17 protein-coding genes are annotated in these 16575 nt (G+C 47.6%); 6 read left to right on the top strand and 11 right to left on the bottom strand.

Going from position 1 to position 16575, the window contains the following annotated elements; all coding sequences use genetic code 11:
- Positions 1-27: 27 nt before the first annotated feature.
- From AY633_RS15630 to mutY, 6 genes are all read right to left on the bottom strand, one after another.
- Positions 28-1011, bottom strand: coding sequence for an ABC transporter ATP-binding protein (locus tag AY633_RS15630; RefSeq protein WP_068489122.1), 984 nt, complete (start codon positions 1009-1011; stop codon positions 28-30).
- Complete coding sequence (locus AY633_RS15625) at positions 986-2005, bottom strand: ABC transporter ATP-binding protein (RefSeq protein ID WP_068489121.1); 1020 nt, start codon at positions 2003-2005, stop codon at positions 986-988. The genes AY633_RS15630 and AY633_RS15625 overlap by 26 nt, the downstream gene beginning before the upstream one ends.
- Before the next feature lie 153 nt (positions 2006-2158).
- The gene (locus AY633_RS15620; RefSeq protein ID WP_068489120.1) at positions 2159-3904 is read right to left on the bottom strand and encodes an ABC transporter ATP-binding protein; all 1746 of its coding nucleotides are present in this window, start codon (positions 3902-3904) and stop codon (positions 2159-2161) included.
- Positions 3905-3964: 60 nt separating this feature from the next.
- Positions 3965-4510, bottom strand: coding sequence for a nucleoside tri-diphosphate phosphatase (gene ntdP / locus AY633_RS15615; RefSeq protein ID WP_068489119.1), 546 nt, complete (start codon positions 4508-4510; stop codon positions 3965-3967).
- 103 nt (positions 4511-4613) lie between these two features.
- Positions 4614-5360: an enoyl-[acyl-carrier-protein] reductase FabL gene (gene fabL, locus AY633_RS15610; RefSeq protein WP_068489118.1), complete on the bottom strand. Its 747-nt coding sequence runs from the start codon at positions 5358-5360 to the stop codon at positions 4614-4616.
- The gene (gene mutY, locus AY633_RS15605; RefSeq protein ID WP_082799264.1) at positions 5357-6421 is read right to left on the bottom strand and encodes an A/G-specific adenine glycosylase; all 1065 of its coding nucleotides are present in this window, start codon (positions 6419-6421) and stop codon (positions 5357-5359) included. Before mutY ends, fabL begins: the two co-directional genes overlap by 4 nt.
- A 137-nt stretch (positions 6422-6558) precedes the next feature.
- Between mutY and AY633_RS15600 the strand changes: the two genes are divergently transcribed.
- Positions 6559-7539, top strand: a complete 981-nt coding sequence (locus AY633_RS15600) for a metal-dependent hydrolase (protein WP_068489117.1) — start codon at positions 6559-6561, stop codon at positions 7537-7539.
- A 45-nt stretch (positions 7540-7584) separates the two neighbouring features.
- Here AY633_RS15600 and AY633_RS15595 read toward each other — a convergent pair whose 3' ends face one another.
- The 3 genes from AY633_RS15595 to recX are packed head-to-tail and all read right to left on the bottom strand — an operon-like array spanning position 7585 to position 8975.
- Positions 7585-7839 carry a YfhJ family protein gene (locus tag AY633_RS15595; protein WP_068461180.1) on the bottom strand — a complete coding sequence of 85 codons (255 nt, stop codon included), beginning with the start codon at positions 7837-7839 and terminating at the stop codon, positions 7585-7587.
- A gap of 4 nt (positions 7840-7843) precedes the next feature.
- Positions 7844-8176, bottom strand: a complete 333-nt coding sequence (locus tag AY633_RS15590; RefSeq protein ID WP_068461179.1) for a YfhH family protein — start codon at positions 8174-8176, stop codon at positions 7844-7846.
- Positions 8169-8975 (bottom strand): recombination regulator RecX, encoded by an 807-nt coding sequence (recX, locus tag AY633_RS15585; RefSeq protein WP_068461178.1) that lies wholly within the window; start codon positions 8973-8975, stop codon positions 8169-8171. Before recX ends, AY633_RS15590 begins: the two co-directional genes overlap by 8 nt.
- A gap of 99 nt (positions 8976-9074) precedes the next feature.
- Between recX and AY633_RS15580 the strand changes: the two genes are divergently transcribed.
- Both AY633_RS15580 and rlmD read left to right on the top strand, forming a co-directional pair.
- Positions 9075-9974, top strand: coding sequence for a TIGR01777 family oxidoreductase (locus tag AY633_RS15580; RefSeq protein WP_068489116.1), 900 nt, complete (start codon positions 9075-9077; stop codon positions 9972-9974).
- A 41-nt stretch (positions 9975-10015) separates the two neighbouring features.
- Entirely contained in the window at positions 10016-11380 is a 1365-nt protein-coding gene (gene rlmD / locus AY633_RS15575; protein WP_068489115.1) for a 23S rRNA (uracil(1939)-C(5))-methyltransferase RlmD, read from the top strand.
- 54 nt (positions 11381-11434) lie between these two features.
- Here rlmD and AY633_RS15570 read toward each other — a convergent pair whose 3' ends face one another.
- Positions 11435-12607, bottom strand: coding sequence for an MFS transporter (locus tag AY633_RS15570; protein WP_068489114.1), 1173 nt, complete (start codon positions 12605-12607; stop codon positions 11435-11437).
- Positions 12608-12686: 79 nt separating this feature from the next.
- Between AY633_RS15570 and AY633_RS15565 the strand changes: the two genes are divergently transcribed.
- The 3 genes from AY633_RS15565 to AY633_RS15555 all read left to right on the top strand — a co-directional run bounded on the left by AY633_RS15565 (position 12687) and on the right by AY633_RS15555 (position 15626).
- Positions 12687-13067, top strand: coding sequence for an OsmC family protein (locus AY633_RS15565; protein ID WP_068489113.1), 381 nt, complete (start codon positions 12687-12689; stop codon positions 13065-13067).
- Between the two features lie 322 nt (positions 13068-13389).
- Positions 13390-13587, top strand: coding sequence for an SE1561 family protein (locus tag AY633_RS15560; RefSeq protein WP_068489112.1), 198 nt, complete (start codon positions 13390-13392; stop codon positions 13585-13587).
- 164 nt (positions 13588-13751) lie between these two features.
- Positions 13752-15626 carry a heavy metal translocating P-type ATPase gene (locus AY633_RS15555; protein ID WP_390176124.1) on the top strand — a complete coding sequence of 625 codons (1875 nt, stop codon included), beginning with the start codon at positions 13752-13754 and terminating at the stop codon, positions 15624-15626.
- A gap of 27 nt (positions 15627-15653) precedes the next feature.
- On the opposite strand, the gene AY633_RS15550 is transcribed toward AY633_RS15555, so the two are convergent.
- Positions 15654-16568 carry a YihY/virulence factor BrkB family protein gene (locus AY633_RS15550; RefSeq protein ID WP_068489110.1) on the bottom strand — a complete coding sequence of 305 codons (915 nt, stop codon included), beginning with the start codon at positions 16566-16568 and terminating at the stop codon, positions 15654-15656.
- Positions 16569-16575 lie beyond the last annotated feature (7 nt).

The following is a 16575-nucleotide window of genomic DNA, read 5'->3' as shown; positions in this document are numbered from 1 at the left end:
TAACCCCTCCATTTTGTTTTTTTATTATCATTGCGGCCTGCATTCCTCATAGAGGTGGCAAGCCACAGAATGACCTGGTTCAACTTCCGCAAACCGCGGAATCTCCTGTGAGCAAATATCCATTTTGAATGGGCAGCGCGTATGGAAGCGGCAGCCGGATGGCGGGTTGGCCGGACTTGGCACATCCCCTTTGATCACTACTTCTTCGCGGACAAAATCAGGGTCCGGCACCGGCACTGCCGATAGCAGCGCTTGCGTATAAGGGTGAAGCGGCTTTTCATACAGGCTTTCTGTATCCGCTAGCTCCGCCATGTTGCCCAAATACATGACCCCTACACGGTCGCTGATATGGCGAACGACGCCCAAATCATGAGCGATGAATATGTAAGTCAATTTCAAGTCGCGCTGTAAATCCTGCATCAAATTGAGCACTTGCGCTTGAATCGATACATCGAGTGCTGAGACCGGTTCATCAGCGATGATCAGCTTCGGATTGGTCATGAGCGCCCGCGCGATGCCGATGCGCTGTCGTTGCCCGCCGCTGAATTGGTGCGGATAACGCTTCGCGTGATAGCTGCTGAGCCCAACGATTTCGAGAAACTCATGGACTTTCCGCTTCCGCTCTTTCGGGTCGCCGATATTATGTACATTCAGCGGCTCCATCAAGATTTTCTCGATGCTATGGCGTGGATTGAGCGAAGCATAAGGATCCTGGAAGACCATTTGGATATCGCGTCTTGCTTTGCGCATGTCAGACGCTGATAAACTGGTCAATTCCTGTCCATCGAATGTCACTTTGCCTTCTGTAGGGTCGAGCAAACGCATTAGCATACGCCCGGTCGTTGACTTGCCGCAACCTGATTCGCCGACGATGCCAAGCGTCTCTCCTTCATTTACATAGAATGAAATATCATCGACCGCTTTGACATGACCTTTCACACGGCCAAGCATCCCGCCTGTGATCGGGAAATACTTCTTCAGGCCTTCAACTTTCAACAACGGTTCTGTCATTCGGCTTGGCCTCCTTTGGATCGAATAGGAAACAGCGCGTCTTATGATCTTCTGCCGTTTGATACAACTCAGGATCTTCTACGCGGCAGCGATCGAATGCAAACTCACAACGCGCTGCGTATTTGCAGCCTGTCTTGATGGATCCAGGTTTCGGAACGTTTCCTGGAATAGAGTACAAGCGCTCTTTCTTGAAGCGCATATCCGGTACGCTTTCTAGCAGCCCTCGTGTATATGGATGCTGCGGATCGTTAAAAATCGTATGTACGGGCCCTTCTTCAACAACTTTTCCGGCATACATGACCACGACGCGTTCGCATGTTTCAGCGACGACCCCAAGGTCATGGGTGATCAGCAAGACAGCTGTATCAAGCCGTTCGTTCAAGTTTTTGATCAACTTAAGGATCTGGGCTTGAATCGTCACATCAAGCGCCGTCGTTGGTTCGTCGGCGATCAATACTTTCGGATCGCACAGCAAAGCCATCGCGATCATGACGCGTTGGCGCATCCCTCCAGATAATTGGTGCGGATATTCGTTAAGCAAAGCTTCTGCTCGCGGCAGGCCGACCAGTTTCATCATCTCGACAGCGCGTTCTTGAATCTGGCTTTTCGACCAGTCTTTTTTGTGGATCTTCAAGGCTTCTCTCAACTGATTGCCGATGGTGAATAGCGGATTCAGTGAAGTCATTGGCTCCTGGAAAATCATCGCTATGTCGTCGCCTCGAATCTGGCGCATTTCTTTATCGGATAGTTTGGTCAAATCCTTATCTTGGAATAAAATTTCCCCGCTCACGATCTTCCCTGGAGGACTTGGCACTAGCCCCATTATGGACAATGAGGTAACGCTTTTGCCGCAGCCTGATTCTCCTACGATGCCGAGCACTTCGCCTTGGCGAATATGGAAATCCACGTTGTCGACTGCTGGTACTTCGCCATCATCCGTGAAAAAGGAAGTACGCAGCCCTTTCACATCCAAGATGGTTTTACGTTCGTCCATAGAGATCCTCCTTCTTCATTTTGAATTATTCAGAACATTCTCCGTGTTTCCATTATACGTAATATTAGTAGTAATGCAATAGTTTTTGGGAGATTGGTGTGAGCCTTCCTTCATATTAAAAAAGCTCCCCAATAATTGGGGAGCTTAAAATAATTAACCTATGTTCTGCACTTGGAATAGTTTGTAATAGACGCCGCGTTTTTGCAATAGCTCATCATGCGTGCCTTGTTCAGCCAATTGGCCATTATCGATGACCAAGATCTGGTCTGCATGAGTGATCGTCGATAAGCGGTGCGCAACCACCAATGTTGTACGGTCATGCGCCAGACGCTCCAAGGAATCCTGGATCAGCGCTTCGCTTTCGAGATCGAGCGCGGATGTGGCTTCATCCAAGATGAGAATTGCCGGGTCTTTCAGGAAGACTCGTGAAATGGCGATACGTTGTTTTTGGCCACCAGATAATTTGACGCCGCGCTCGCCGACTTTCGTGTCGTAGCCTTCTGGCAAGTTTGAGATGAATTCATGGGCATTGGCTGCTTTTGCCGCTGCGATGACTTCTGCGTCGCTCGCATCGGGTTTGCCCATCAAGATATTTTCTTTGACCGATTCACTGAATAGGATCGAATCCTGCAGCACAAGGCCGATTTGGTCGCGTAAGGAATGAGTTGTGACGTCTTTCAAGTCGTGCCCATCCATGCGAATCGTTCCTTCTGTCACATCGTAAAATCTGGGGATAAGCGAGACGATTGTCGATTTACCGCCGCCGCTCATACCGACAAATGCCACGGTCTCTCCTGGGCGGACCATAAAGTTGAGGTTCGACAGCACTTCACTTCCCCCATCATTGTAGTGGAACGAAACATTATGAAACTCTAGCTTGCCGTCGACGCGCCCGAGTTCCCGCGCGCCTTTTTTGTCCGTCACGTCGTATTCCTCATCGACCATTTCAAAAACACGGTCCATTGAAGCGAGGGATTGGACGAGCGTCGTCGAAGAGTTGACGAGACGGCGCAGCGGATTGTAGAGCCGTTCGATATAGGCGATGAACGCCACCATCGTCCCGAGCGTCAAATTCCCTTGAATGACCTGATAGCCGGCATAGCCAATGACTAGTAGCGGGGCTACATCCGTAATGGTGTTGACGACTGCGAACGCTTTGGCATTCCATCTCGTATGGTCCATCGCTTTTTCCAGGAATTGATCGTTCGTGTTGTTGAAAATCTTTTGTTCATGTTTCTCCAGCGCAAAGCTTTTAATGATGCTCATGCCTTGCACACGTTCATGCAAATAACTTTGGACATTGGCGAGCGCCTGGGAACGGTCGCGCGTCAAATCGCGCAAGCGCCCGAAAAAGTATTTGACGCTGAATGCATAAAACGGAAACGCCAACAGCGCAACAATCGTTAAGGAGACGTCCATCGTCAGCATGATGATGATGGCGATGAGAATCGTCGCCACATCAAGCCAGACGTTCATCAAGCCAATCATGACGAAGTTTTTCGTCTGCTCGACATCATTGATAACCCGCGAAATGATTTCCCCAGCTCTTGTGTTTGCGTAATAGCGCAAGCTCAGACGTTGCAGATGGCTGTAGAGATAGCCGCGGATATCGTAGAGAATCTTATTGCTGACATATTGTGCATAATACTGCCGGAAATATTCGATCGGCGGGCGCAACAGGAAGAAGACAATGGCCGTGCCCCCAAGCCATAAGTAAAGCTGGCTGAGTTTTTCGGCATCCGATAATGCCTCTGCGCCGATGATATCATCAATGACAATCTTGATTAAAAGAGGGATAAAAAGAGGAATCGCAAACTTGAATATCCCGATGAAAATCGTCAAGGCAATTTGCCAATAATAAGGCTTGACGAACTTCATATAGCGTTTCATACTGCTCAAACTGTTCACTCCATTCTGTTCAAAATGAAAAACCTGTTGGCAGGCAACAGGTTTTCCATGTTAGTCATGAATCCGGTTATGCTTATGAAATTCATACCGGCTCGTCCATACTTCGATAAAGTCCTGGGCAAAAGGGCCTCTTCTTTGCTTGATCCAGCTGATCAGCTTGTCCACATTTCGGTAGAGTATTTGATCGATGACTTCTGGGTATCCCATTTGCCGCTTATGGTCTTCGTATTCGTCTTCATCCAACAGCGTGTAAGACATATCCGGAAACACTTTTACATCCAAGTCATAATCGATGTATTTCAACGATCCATTATTGTAGACGAACGGGGAGCTGATATTGCAATAATAATAGACGCCGTCGTCACGCAACATGCAGATGATGTTGAACCAATGTTCGGCATGGAAATAGCAGATTGATGGCTCTCGCGTCAACCATGTCCTGCCGTCCGATTCCCTCACCAGCGTGCGTTCGTTCGCGCCGATTACAATATTGTTCGTCCCTTTCAGTACAGTTGTTTCCTGCCAGACACGGTGGATGCGTCCGTTGTGCTTGTAACTGTGGATCTGGATTGTTTCACCCTCCGCAGGAACCGCCATGCACCATCCCACCTTTTCGTCTATCTGTCACTATATGTTATCTCCCGTTCATTATATCAATCAATTCTGAAAACATACAGCAATAAGCCGAAAGTTGCGAGAATCACATGACGATAGACCGACCTCCATCAACAATAATCGTCTGCCCACGGATCATATCGGCATGGTCGGAAATAAGGAACATTGCCGTTTTCACCATGTCATCAATCTCGACCATACGCCCAGCTGGCGTGTTGTCACGCGCATCCCCAAGCAGTTCTTCACGGTTCGGGAAATGCTTCAATGCTTCTGTATCGAGTGCACCGCCAGAAACGGTATTAACTGCAATATTTTTTGGCGCAAGTTCCACTGCCAGGTAACGCGTAATGGATTCAACCGCTGCTTTAGAAACGCCAATCGTCGTATAGTTCTCTAAATAACGGATCGAGCCGAGTGAGCTGATGCCGATGATCTTGCCGCCTTTATCCATCAATTTTGCCGCTTCTTGCGCGCCGAACAGCATCGCTTTGGCATTGATGTTCATCGTCCAATCCCAGTGCGATTCTTCTAGTTCCATTACTGGGCGCAAGACGCCGGACGCCGCATTGGACACAAATACATCCAAACGGCCGAATTCTTCTTTGATTGTCTCGAACATGCCGCGCAATTTCTCGACATCTCCAACATTAGCACGAACGAGTAACGCTTTTCTTCCTCTTGCTTCGACTTCCTTTACCGTATCGAGTGCAGCCGTTTTGCTGCGCGCATAATTGACAACGATGTCATAGCCTTCTTCCGCCAGGGCAATTGCCATCGCTTTCCCTAATCCACGGCTGCTGCCTGTTACTAACGCCACTTTTTGTTCTGTCATTTTGCTACATCTCCTCTTTGCTCTAAAGCAGTCTTCATCTTTTGCCCAGGCCCGGCAATCGGCAGATTTTCCAATTGCTCAGGCGTGACCCATTTCATGTTTTCGGGCGGCGTGAATTCTTCCGCTTTGGCCAAATAGCCATCCACATTCCATGTTAAATGAGAAAAGACATGTTTGAAAGCGGTAATTTTCTCTATATCCATAAGTGAGCCATTCAATGTTTCTGCGTACAATTCGCCAACTTTGTCTACTTCGAGAGGTGCTGTCAGCTCGAGCATTGGGTATTGCCACATGCCTGCAAGCAACCCTTTCGCCGGCCGCTGCTCCATCAAAATTTTATCTCCGCTTCGAATTGCCGCCATGGTGAAATTCGCGGCACGGGTTTTCTTGGCCTTTGTTTTAACAGGTAGTTCAGTTTCTTTTCCTTCATGGAAGGCGCTGCAATGATCGCGTACCGGACATAACAAACATTTCGGCGATGTCGGTGTACAAATGAGCGCACCAAGTTCCATCAATCCCTGATTGAAAGACGATGGATCTTCATGGCTGATCAATTCTGTTACCGCCTGTTCGAATACTTTTCGCGTCTTCGGCTTGGCGATGTCTTCGTCGATCAATAGGATGCGGCTCAACACGCGCATGACATTACCGTCGACAGCATGTTCCGGTACCCCGTACGCAATGCTCAAAACAGCGCCTGCCGTATATGGCCCGACGCCTTTTAAAGACGAAATTTCTTTGCGCGTTGATGGCACGATGCCGCCGTATTGCTCAGCGACTTCACGCACCCCGGCTTGGAGATTACGGGCGCGCGAATAGTAACCAAGCCCTTCCCAAAGCTTCAATAAGCTCTCTTCTTCCGCCCCTGCCAAAGATTCAACAGTGGGAAATTTCTCGACAAAGCGTTTATAATAAGGGATAACCGTATCAACTCTTGTCTGCTGCAACATGACCTCGGAAATCCAGATTTGGTAAGGGTCGGCTGTGCGTCTCCACGGCAGGTCGCGCTGTTCTTTTTGGAACCAGCCGATTAAGTCCTGCTGAAATTGCTGCTTATCCATATTTATGTTTACTGCCTCCGTTCATACTGATTATTCCGGGCCCGAAGCGGGTATGTATACTTAAGGAATATGCTTATTTTATCAAATGGCGAGCTGACAAGATATTATAAACGCTCGCAACAAAGGGGGATGCGTCGATGGATACAGGAACACATATCGTGATGGGCATTGCACTCGGCGGTTTGGCAATGGCTGACCCGGTTGTCGCCGCCCATCCAGCCACATGGACTGCCGTTATGACAGGCACCATTATCGGTTCACAAATCCCCGATATCGATACCGTCTTGAAACTGCGTGACAATGCGGTTTATATACGCCACCACCGAGGCATCACGCATTCGGTGCCAGCTGTACTATCGTGGCCTTTATTACTTTCAGGTGCCATCTACCTTATTTTCCCGGAAGCTAATCTTCTTCATTTATGGCTATGGACATTTCTTGCTGTATTTTTGCATGTCTTTGTCGATATTTTCAATTCATACGGCACGCAGGCGCTGCGGCCATTTTCCAACCATTGGGTGGCGCTTGGCGTCATCAATACGTTTGACCCGATTATTTTCAGCGCACATGTCGTAGCGTTAATGATTTGGGCCTTCGGAGCCGATCCGGTGTGGACAATGAGCATTTTGTATATCCTCTTGTTCTTCTATTACGTCTCCAGGTTCGCGCTACAAGCGGCGATCAAACAAGCGATACGCAATACGATTCCAGGTACCAACGATGTCTTTGTCGCACCGACCATGCGCTATTTCCAGTGGCGCATCGCCGCTGACACCGACCGTCACCATTATGTCGGCCAGGCTTATGGGCGTTCGATCAACATCTACGACAAGTTTTTGAAGAAACCGATGCCTGAAAATGCTTTGATCCAGACGGCGATGAAAGACAAGAACTTGGACGCCTTTGTGTCGTTTTCCCCGCTATACCGCTGGGAGATCAACCAATATGGAGACATTTTCGAAGTGCGTTTGATTGATTTGCGTTATCGCAGCAATGATTATTATCCATTTGTCGCCGTGGCCCATCTCGATGAAGACCATAATATCCTGAACTCTTATACAGGGTGGATTTTCAGCGAAGACAAATTGAGGAAAAAGCTCGATTTCAGCCATAACTGAATATAAAAAACGGCCAGGGATATCTCCTGGCCGTTTTTTTAGTGTTTACGAATCGTGCAAAAGGTGTGCGTATTTCGGATTGTTTCCTGCAAATTCGTGAATCTTGTCGCCGTAACTTTCAATCCACTGGCGAACAACTTTTTCGACGACTGCCGTGCCTTGGTAATCGTACCCAGCCTTCGCATACGACGATTCAAAGTCAGATACCAATAACTCGATCCATGTCCGGGCTTTGTCATCCGACAGCTCCGGGTTTTTTTCTCTTAATTCGATGATTAATTGTTCAATAACTTCCTTCATCGATTCACTTCCCTTCCTTCAATGGGCGCAGCATGGAAATCGGCAGCGCTTCTGTGTACTTGTCGCCGCCCATGCGGTAACCCCATGCAAAATTGCCTTTTAAATAATCAATCTGAAAATAGACGTTCGGATCGCCCTCTACGCGGTATACTTCCCCAGGTTTAAAGTCACTGGGATCGAGCAGGAACGACGCCGCCATAATGGCTTTGCGTTCGAGCACCGCGAACTCGTTCACAATGCCGAGTTGCTCCGCTTTGCGTGCTTTTTCTTTCAGACGGGCGATTTCATTGCGCAATTCCGTCTCGTCCATTTGTGAGTAGGGTTTATGTTCACTCATCTTCAAACTCCTTTTCTTCGATGTACTGGCTAATCACATCACCTGGGAAGCCTTTCTGGTAGAGCCCTTGTTTCACTTTCCGGCTAAGGTCATTTCCCGATAATTTACTTTCATGTTTGCGCCATAATTTATCCCCTTGTTGACGGACGCTATCAAGCCATTGATCGCCGTCGCGTTCAAGGTCCAAGGTCTCAATGGCTTGCTTAATGATTGGATAGGGATAACCTTTTCTCATTAGCGAGTCATTGATTTTCTGCTTGACCTGGCTCGGGGTTTTCGACTGTTCTTTTGCAGCGATTTTTTCCGCAAGGCCTGTGGCAACTTCGAGTTGCTCTTCTTCCGTGTAGTTTGTTAAGACATCTTTTTGCATAGCCTTATCAATTCCTCTCTTTTGCATGTCCTGCTGGATCGCACGAGGGCCTTTTTTTCCGGATTTAATTTGTGTCCGGAGCAGTGCCTCTGAAAATTGCTGGTCATCGAGAAAGCTGAGTTCATACAATTTTTTGACCGCTTCATCGATGACGGCTTCGCCGAATTCCTTTTCTTTCAGCTTTTTGCGAACTTCACCTTCACTGCGCATGCGGAAGCCGAGGTAATGCAAGGCCTTATTGAACGCTTTTCGGACTTCATCCTCAAAGTTCATTTCTTCGATCGTCCACTGGTCAAGTTCTTTGCCTTTGGTCAATTGATAGCGGATGATCAAAGTTTCGTCGACACTGAACGCAAATTTTTCTTCCAGGTAAATATTATAGCGTTCCGGATTGTTTTTTCCGCGGGTTATTTTCGTAATGATCGGCATCAATTTCCCCTCGCTTCTTCTTCTATTATACACTTTGAGCGCCCTCTTGGCATATGCTTCGCTCGAATTGGGTATGGGATAAACATGGAGGCGATGAAAATGAAAATAGCGATAACGGGCGGCACCGGGTTTCTCGGTTCTGTCTTGACGGAACTGCTGCAAGAAAAAGGCCATGAAGTGTTTATTTTAACACGTTCAGATAAACCGAAAGAACAGGGTATCACATATGTCCGTTGGCTGTCTGATGGAGCGTATCCTGAAGCACAGCTTGAAGGCATCGATGCGCTTGTCAATTTGGCCGGCACATCAATCAATGACGGACTGTGGACAGACAAGCAAAAAAAGAAAATTTACGACAGCCGTGTCTCGGCGACGAAAGAAGTGCTGCGCATCCTCTCAGCGCTTGAACAAAAACCGGAAGTGCTTGTTAATGCAAGCGCTGTCGGGATCTATCCGGCTTCTGAACATAAAACGTACACGGAAGCCGACCGCGAATACGGCAATGATTTTCTGGCTGAAACAGTGCTCGCTTGGGAAGGTCTTGCCGAACAAGCGCAAATTGACGGCGTCCGAACAGCATATGCACGTCTCGGCATTTTGCTTGGAAAAGACCAAGGTGCACTGCCGTTAATGGCGCTACCGTATAAGTTATACGCCGGCGGCACAGTCGGCACTGGCAGGCAATGGCTGTCATGGATCCACGTCCGCGATGCGGCGCGCGCAATCCTGTTCGCTATTGAACAGAAAGAACTCACAGGCCCATTCAATGTGACAGCGCCGAATCCACAGCGTATGAAAGCGGTCGGCAAGGAAATCGGCCGGGCACTCGGCAGGCCACACTGGATTCCTGCTCCTTCGTTTGCACTGAAAGCTGCACTCGGCGATAAAAGCAGGCTCGTGCTCGAAGGACAGCGCGCGCTGCCAACCGTTCTTCTCGACCATGGATTCAAGTTTGAATTCCCGAATTTGCCAGAAGCACTGGCTGACCTATACAAATAAGCGTATAATGATGGGATGACCAACTGAAGGACGTGACCTGCATGACTGAAAAACCAATCATTGAAATGGGACAGAAATTCCCTTTAACCATTAAAAAGCTCGGCATCAACGGAGAAGGTGTCGGCTTTTTCAAACGCAATGTCGTATTTGTTCCAGGTGCGCTGCCTGGCGAAGAAGTGACCGCTCAAGTAACAATTGTGAAACACAATTTTGCACAAGCACGAATATTGAAGATCCGCAAACCCTCTCCGCACCGCCAGACGCCACCATGCCCGATTTTTGAGACATGCGGCGGCTGCCAATTGCAGCATTTGACTTACAGCCAACAGCTTGTCGAAAAACGTGATTTGGTGCTGCAATCACTGGACCGCTATTTGCGCGGTACGGATATTCAAGTGCGCGAGACAATCGGTATGGAAGATCCATGGCATTACCGTAATAAAAGCCAGTTCCAAACACGCAAGAAAGATGGCAAAGTGATGGCCGGTTTGTTTGCCGAAGGCTCACAACAGCTGCTCGATATCGAACAATGTCTCGTCCAGCACCCGGATACAGTGAAAATTACCAATGCTGCAAAACGCATTATCGAAGAATTGAACTTGTCCATTTATGATGGCAAGTCGATGAAAGGGCTCGTTCGGACCATCGCTGTGCGTACGGCGGTTAAAACTGGTGAGATTCAACTCGTACTCATCACGACACGCAAAGATATTCCGAAAGAGAAAGTACTCGTCGAACGCCTGAGCGCAATCGATCCGAACTTGGTGTCCATCGTTCAAAATGTTAATGCCGAGAAAACTTCACTCGTATTCGGTGAAACAACACGTACGCTGTTCGGTAAACCGACCATCCATGAAGAACTCGGCGAATTGTCATTCGACTTGTCAGCCCGTGCGTTTTTCCAATTAAACCCGGAACAAACCGTGAAGCTCTATGATGAAATCAAACGGGCAGCGAAATTGACGGGCAAAGAATCCGTCGTTGATGCTTATTGCGGCGTGGGCACGATTGGCTTGTGGCTAGCGGATTCCGCACGTGAAATCCGCGGCATGGACACCATTCCGGAAAGCGTTGCCGATGCGAAAGCCAATGCGAAAAAACAAGGCCATCCAGCAACTTACGTAACAGGAACGGCTGAAAAATGGCTCGAAACTTGGCGCAAAGAAGGCTATGTGCCGGATGTCTTAACAGTCGACCCGCCGCGCACCGGGCTTGCAGATCCCCTATTGAAAACCATTTTGAAAGTAAAACCAAAACGTTTTGTCTATACGTCCTGCAATCCGTCGACACTCGCAAAAGACTTGCAGCAGTTGACGAAAATCTACCGAGTTGAATACATCCAGCCAATCGATATGTTCCCGCAGACTTCTCAAGTTGAAGCGGTGTGCTTATTAGTATTGAAATAATGGATGAAAAAAGGTGTCCGGAGCATTTGCTCTGGACACCTTTTTTGCATGCAATCACACGATTCGTTTTTTGGGACCCTTGAACGCAATGATGGTGAACAAGGTCAGTAGAATGCCTGTAATCAACAACAGGAAACTCAACTGCTCAGTGACTTCTAAGAACATGCCGCCTGCTGCCGGGCCTATCAAACTGCCGACGCTGAAAGCTACTCCGCATAATAAATTACCCGTTGGCAACAATTCTTTTGGCATCAAATCTGTCATATAGGAAATGCCAAGGGAAAACGTCGAGCCGACAAACATGCCGGCCACCATGAATAAGATAAGTGTGAGCCAAGCATTCGATTCGACGAAAGTCGCCACTAAAAACGATACGCCCCCGCCACTAAGTGCCAGCATCAGGACTTTTTTTCGGCCGATGCGGTCACTCAGTTCACCGAGCGGCAATTGAGTGGCTATCGCACCGACGGAAAATGCGGCAAGAATATAAGAGACCATGCTAATATCAAACGACTGGCGCAAGGCATAGACTGGATAAATCGCGCTGAGTGACGCTTCCAAAAATCCGTAGCCAAGCGGCGGCAAAAAGGCGACCCAGCCGATGATAAGCGCTGTCCGAAAGCGTTGCAAAGTTCCTTTGGCGCCCATCGAACTAGCGGAATACTCCGGAAAATCATTGCGCAGAAAAAACACCAACGACCAAGCGATCAAACAAAGTCCTCCAGAAATGATGAACGGCAAGGCCTCGAACACTTGGACAAGCGGCACAAACAATGGCCCTGCGCCAAAGCCGACACTGAACGACATGCCATAGATCGCAATATTGCGGCCAAGTTTATGGTGAGGCGACGTGCTGGTGATCCAAGTCTGCGTTGAAAAATGCAGCGCTTGGTCCCCAACACCAATCAGAATGCGCAAGACAAACCAAAACAACACGCTTTTCCATAATGGAAACGACAGCAAGGCCAGAATGACCATTGCCCCGCCAACCAAAATAAGTGGTTTAAACCCGAATTTTCTCAACTGCGGCTCCATAAACGGTGCAACAACGATGATTCCTATGTATAATCCTGTGGCACTGAGGCCATTTAAAGCAGACGATACGCCGTCTTGTTCAAAAATGACGGCAATCAGCGGCAATAACATGCCTTGTGAGAATCCGGAAATCGACACAATGGCAACCAAAATCCAAAAGCGGGCACGTTCGCTTGATAAGAAATGTTTCATAATGCCTCCCCGAACGAGCACGTTCTTTTCTATTTTTCGAAGTTTCCGCTACAATTCTAACATAAGGAGGCGTTACAAGATGAAATTTTCCATGAATGAACACGGATTTACCGGGCATCTGCCATTCGGCGAGCTCCACGTATCCACTAATGAAGAACACGGATTCCGGCCTTATCAATTGCTGGTCTCTTCGCTTGCCATTTGCAGCGCAGGAATCATCCGCAAGGTCTTGGATAAGCAACGCATGCCGGCACAAGATATCGAGGTGGAAGTAAAAGAAATCGTCCGTGTCGCTGAAGAAGCGGACCGCGTTTCAAAAGTCCATTTGCATTTCCGCATTAAAGGCGATATCAAGGAAGCTAAAATGCCGCGTGTGATGGAATTGACTCGAAAAAACTGCTCCATGGTCCGGTCGGTCGAAGATTCCATCGACATTATCGAAACCTATGAGATCGTTTAACCACATAAAAGGCTCAGTCCGTTTCTGCTTGGCAGATTGCGGGCTGAGCCTTTATGTTTTATGTTTACAGGTCGTTTCCATAATCGCACTATCGGTGACTCCACCTAAATGCTCGAATCGCCTCCTCTTTCTATCGTGTACTTTTTTGGTTTGGAGATTCGTCATGTCCTCCCCTCGTAAAGGATTGATGCAACTATAACACATTAATCGAATAGTGTAAATATTCAATTAATGATTTTAGTATTTTTTCTCTAAAACAGCACCTCTATTGATATTCGTCCCCGTATCAGCTACTATAAACATTGGAAATGAGGTGTACTCAATGGGAAAATCCATTACAGATAAGGAACAGCAAGTAACATATATGAAACAAAGGCTCAGCATGTTCCTCGATGTGTTAGATGCCATCGAACCAGAAAGCACCGAGCTTGAAGATATCGACCGACTGATTGCCATGGTTGATGACCTGGATACTAAAATGCAGCAATTCAAAAACCGCCCTGAAACTGAAAGCGAATAATTCCCAAGCCCTGACGCTTCTACTGAAGCCTCAGGGCTTTTTTCTGTCCTTATAATCGAGAGAATGATTTAAATAACAGATAACAATCCCCCCTTCCATCTAGCCGCGGATTCCTATGGTAAACTGGCAATAATCATTAATCGGCTTTTTATGGAGGGATGGCTATGTGGAGAAAAGTTCGGCCTCATATCGAATTGATAGCTGCGGTGTTATCCGGAGTTCTGATTATCATTGCCTACATCCTGGAATTGCAGGATATCGCTCTGCCATCAGTGATTGTTTATTTGCTGGCGTTCGTTATTGGCGGATACGCCAAGGCCAAGTACGGCATCAAAAAAACCATCGAAGACAAAGAGTTAAACGTCGAATTTCTGATGATTTTAGCAGCGATCGGCGCATCCGTTATTGGTTACTGGACAGAAGGCGCCATCTTGATCTTCATTTTTGCATTAAGCGGCGCCCTAGAAACCTATACGATGAACAAAAGCCGAAAAGAATTGTCTGCTCTCATGGAGATGCAACCAGATGAAGCATGGTTATTAAAAGATTCCGGCGAGACCGTGCGTGTTCCGGTCGGTGAATTGAATACCGGGGACTTAATCTCCGTCCGTCCGGGTGAACGATTCCCTGTCGATGGCGAAGTCCATACTGGACAGACTGCTGTTGATGAGTCTGCCATCAGTGGTGAAGCGATTCCAGTATCCAAATACGCGCGCGATAATTTATTTGCGGGCACTGTTAATTTGTCCGGCTCAATTACCATGGTCATGACCAAACCAAGTTCAGAAACCATGTTCCAAAAAATCATTGAACTCGTACAATCCGCAGAAAGCGAGAAGTCTCCCTCTCAACAATTTATCGAACGCTTTGAAGGCCGTTACGTTAAAGTCGTCTTGATGGTCTTCGTGCTGATGTTGTTCCTTCCACATTTTTTGATGGGGTGGAGTTGGAATGAAACCCTTTACCGGGCCATGGTGTTGCTTGTCGTAGCTTCACCTTGTGCATTGGTCGCATCCATTATGCCCGCTACGCTCGCCGCCGTTTCAAATGGCGCTAAAAGCGGCGTGATTTTTAAGGGGGGTGCACATTTAGAGAATTTGAGCGTCATCAAAGCCATCGCTTTCGATAAAACCGGCACCTTGACGCGCGGCAAACCCGAAGTGACTGATTTTGTTATCCGCCGTGATGCAAATCGCGAGGAGGTGATGGCCTTAGTCGCTGGAATCGAATCACAATCAAATCATCCACTCGCCAAAGCAATTACCGATTTTGTTATTCAACAAGGAATTGAACCACTGCGCGGTTTGCAAGTGGTGGATGTTCCAGGTAACGGTTTGAAGACGCACTTCGCAAGCGATGAAATCTTGGTCGGCAAGCCCGGATTTGTCGGTGAAGAAGAAGCCTACGCTTTCGAAAACGGAATTCTGGCCGTTTTGGCGAACCAAGGGAAAACCGTCACATTTATCAGCGACGGCCATGGCATATTGGCTGCGATGGCGCTTAAAGACACCGTTCGCGATATTACCAAATCCACCATTGCCGAACTTCAAGACCGCGGCATCTATTGCATTATGTTGACTGGTGATAACCGAAAAACCGCAAAAGCTATTGCAGAAGAAACCGGTGTTGATGAATACATTGCCGAATGCTTGCCAGGCGACAAAGTCCAGCACTTAAAAAAGTTACTCGCCAAATATAAATATGTAGCAATGACAGGAGACGGCATCAACGACGCTCCTGCTCTTGCAACTGCAACAACCGGCATCGCCATGGGCGAAGGAACAGACATCGCATTAGAAACCGCAGACGTCATTTTGATGAAAAATGATTTGTCCCGGATTTCTTACTCAATCCGACTGGCTAAAAAAATGCAGCACATCGTTAAACAAAATGTCTTTTTCTCAGTTGCTGTCATTCTCGTGCTTATTTTCTCGAATTTTTTCCAGGCCATTTCTCTGCCGCTAGGCGTCATTGGCCATGAAGGCAGCACCATCCTAGTCATCTTAAATGGATTGCGCATGCTTAACCGCAATGTTTGATTGCCTAAACTAAAAGGCGGCTCTCCCTTATTTTCCGGGAAGAGCCGCCTTTTTTTGCTTGAGTCGTTTTCTAGAATGTCTCCTGCCTTGCATGACGGCATTTAATTGCCCTCCGATAATCAACAACATCGCTGATAAATACAGCCAAAGCAATAATAGGATTATTCCGCCAATGCTGCCGTAAGTAGCTGAGAAATTGCCGAAATTATTGATATAGATGGAGAACAAGTAAGACAGTAAAAGCCAGCCGAGCGAAGCGAACGCCGCTCCCGGCAGCACCGTCTTAAAACTGATGCGCACATTGGGCGCAAGCCAGTAAATGACAGCGCACACAACAAAGGTGATCAAGGCCGGAATGGTGAAGCGGATCATTCCCCACAATTCCAAGAACCCTTCTTCCAATCCGAGGAAGGCAAAGAAAAACAATCCGATTTGTTTGCCGAATATCGGCAAGGCGAGCGCCACGACCAGCATGATGATTAACAGAATCGTCATTAAAATCGACATGCCTCTTGCCAGCAATAGCGGGCGGCTTTCCTTTACACGGTAGGTCGCATTTAAGGATTTGATCAATGCATCCATGCCCAGGCTCGCTGACCAAATCGTTGCAAATACACCAAACGATAGCAAGCCGCCGTTTTGATTGGTGAGGATTTCGTTCAAAGTCTGTTCGACTAATACATATACTTCCCCAGGGATCACATTTTCCATGAATGTAAAGACTTCTTCTCTAGGCAAATTTAAATAGGGCAATAAGTTGACAAGGAAAATCAACAGCGGAAAAATCGATAATAGGAAAAAAAACGCCAATTGCGCTCCGAGTCCCTGCACATCGACGTCTTTAATCCGTATCGCTAATTCTTTTATAAAACCACGGCCAGTCAGCACATCATATTTCGGCTTTTGTACTTGAGAGCGCGCATTCTTATTGGATCTTGCCATGATCCGA

Origin of the sequence: Planococcus maritimus, assembly GCF_001592825.1 — a bacterium.
Lineage (GTDB): Bacteria > Bacillota > Bacilli > Bacillales_A > Planococcaceae > Planococcus > Planococcus maritimus_C.
The sequence above is the reverse complement of the archived record's forward strand: the minus strand, read 5'-3'. Positions and strand labels throughout refer to the sequence as shown.

Excerpts from the sequence above, each read along its gene's own strand:
- AY633_RS15630 (WP_068489122.1), bottom strand. The coding sequence starts at position 1,011 with ATGACAGAACCGTTGTTGAAAGTTGAAGGCCTGAAGAAGTATTTCCCG.
- AY633_RS15625 (WP_068489121.1), bottom strand. The coding sequence starts at position 2,005 with ATGGACGAACGTAAAACCATCTTGGATGTGAAAGGGCTGCGTACTTCC.
- ntdP (WP_068489119.1), bottom strand. The coding sequence starts at position 4,510 with ATGGCGGTTCCTGCGGAGGGTGAAACAATCCAGATCCACAGTTACAAG.
- fabL (WP_068489118.1), bottom strand. The coding sequence starts at position 5,360 with ATGACAGAACAAAAAGTGGCGTTAGTAACAGGCAGCAGCCGTGGATTA.
- mutY (WP_082799264.1), bottom strand. The coding sequence starts at position 6,421 with ATGGATAAGCAGCAATTTCAGCAGGACTTAATCGGCTGGTTCCAAAAA.
- AY633_RS15600 (WP_068489117.1), top strand. The coding sequence starts at position 6,559 with ATGGATACAGGAACACATATCGTGATGGGCATTGCACTCGGCGGTTTG.
- AY633_RS15595 (WP_068461180.1), bottom strand. The coding sequence starts at position 7,839 with ATGAAGGAAGTTATTGAACAATTAATCATCGAATTAAGAGAAAAAAAC.
- AY633_RS15590 (WP_068461179.1), bottom strand. The coding sequence starts at position 8,176 with ATGAGTGAACATAAACCCTACTCACAAATGGACGAGACGGAATTGCGC.
- recX (WP_068461178.1), bottom strand. The coding sequence starts at position 8,975 with ATGCCGATCATTACGAAAATAACCCGCGGAAAAAACAATCCGGAACGC.
- AY633_RS15580 (WP_068489116.1), top strand. The coding sequence starts at position 9,075 with ATGAAAATAGCGATAACGGGCGGCACCGGGTTTCTCGGTTCTGTCTTG.
- rlmD (WP_068489115.1), top strand. The coding sequence starts at position 10,016 with ATGACTGAAAAACCAATCATTGAAATGGGACAGAAATTCCCTTTAACC.
- AY633_RS15570 (WP_068489114.1), bottom strand. The coding sequence starts at position 12,607 with ATGAAACATTTCTTATCAAGCGAACGTGCCCGCTTTTGGATTTTGGTT.
- AY633_RS15565 (WP_068489113.1), top strand. The coding sequence starts at position 12,687 with ATGAAATTTTCCATGAATGAACACGGATTTACCGGGCATCTGCCATTC.
- AY633_RS15560 (WP_068489112.1), top strand. The coding sequence starts at position 13,390 with ATGGGAAAATCCATTACAGATAAGGAACAGCAAGTAACATATATGAAA.
- AY633_RS15555 (WP_390176124.1), top strand. The coding sequence starts at position 13,752 with ATGTGGAGAAAAGTTCGGCCTCATATCGAATTGATAGCTGCGGTGTTA.
- AY633_RS15550 (WP_068489110.1), bottom strand. The coding sequence starts at position 16,568 with ATGGCAAGATCCAATAAGAATGCGCGCTCTCAAGTACAAAAGCCGAAA.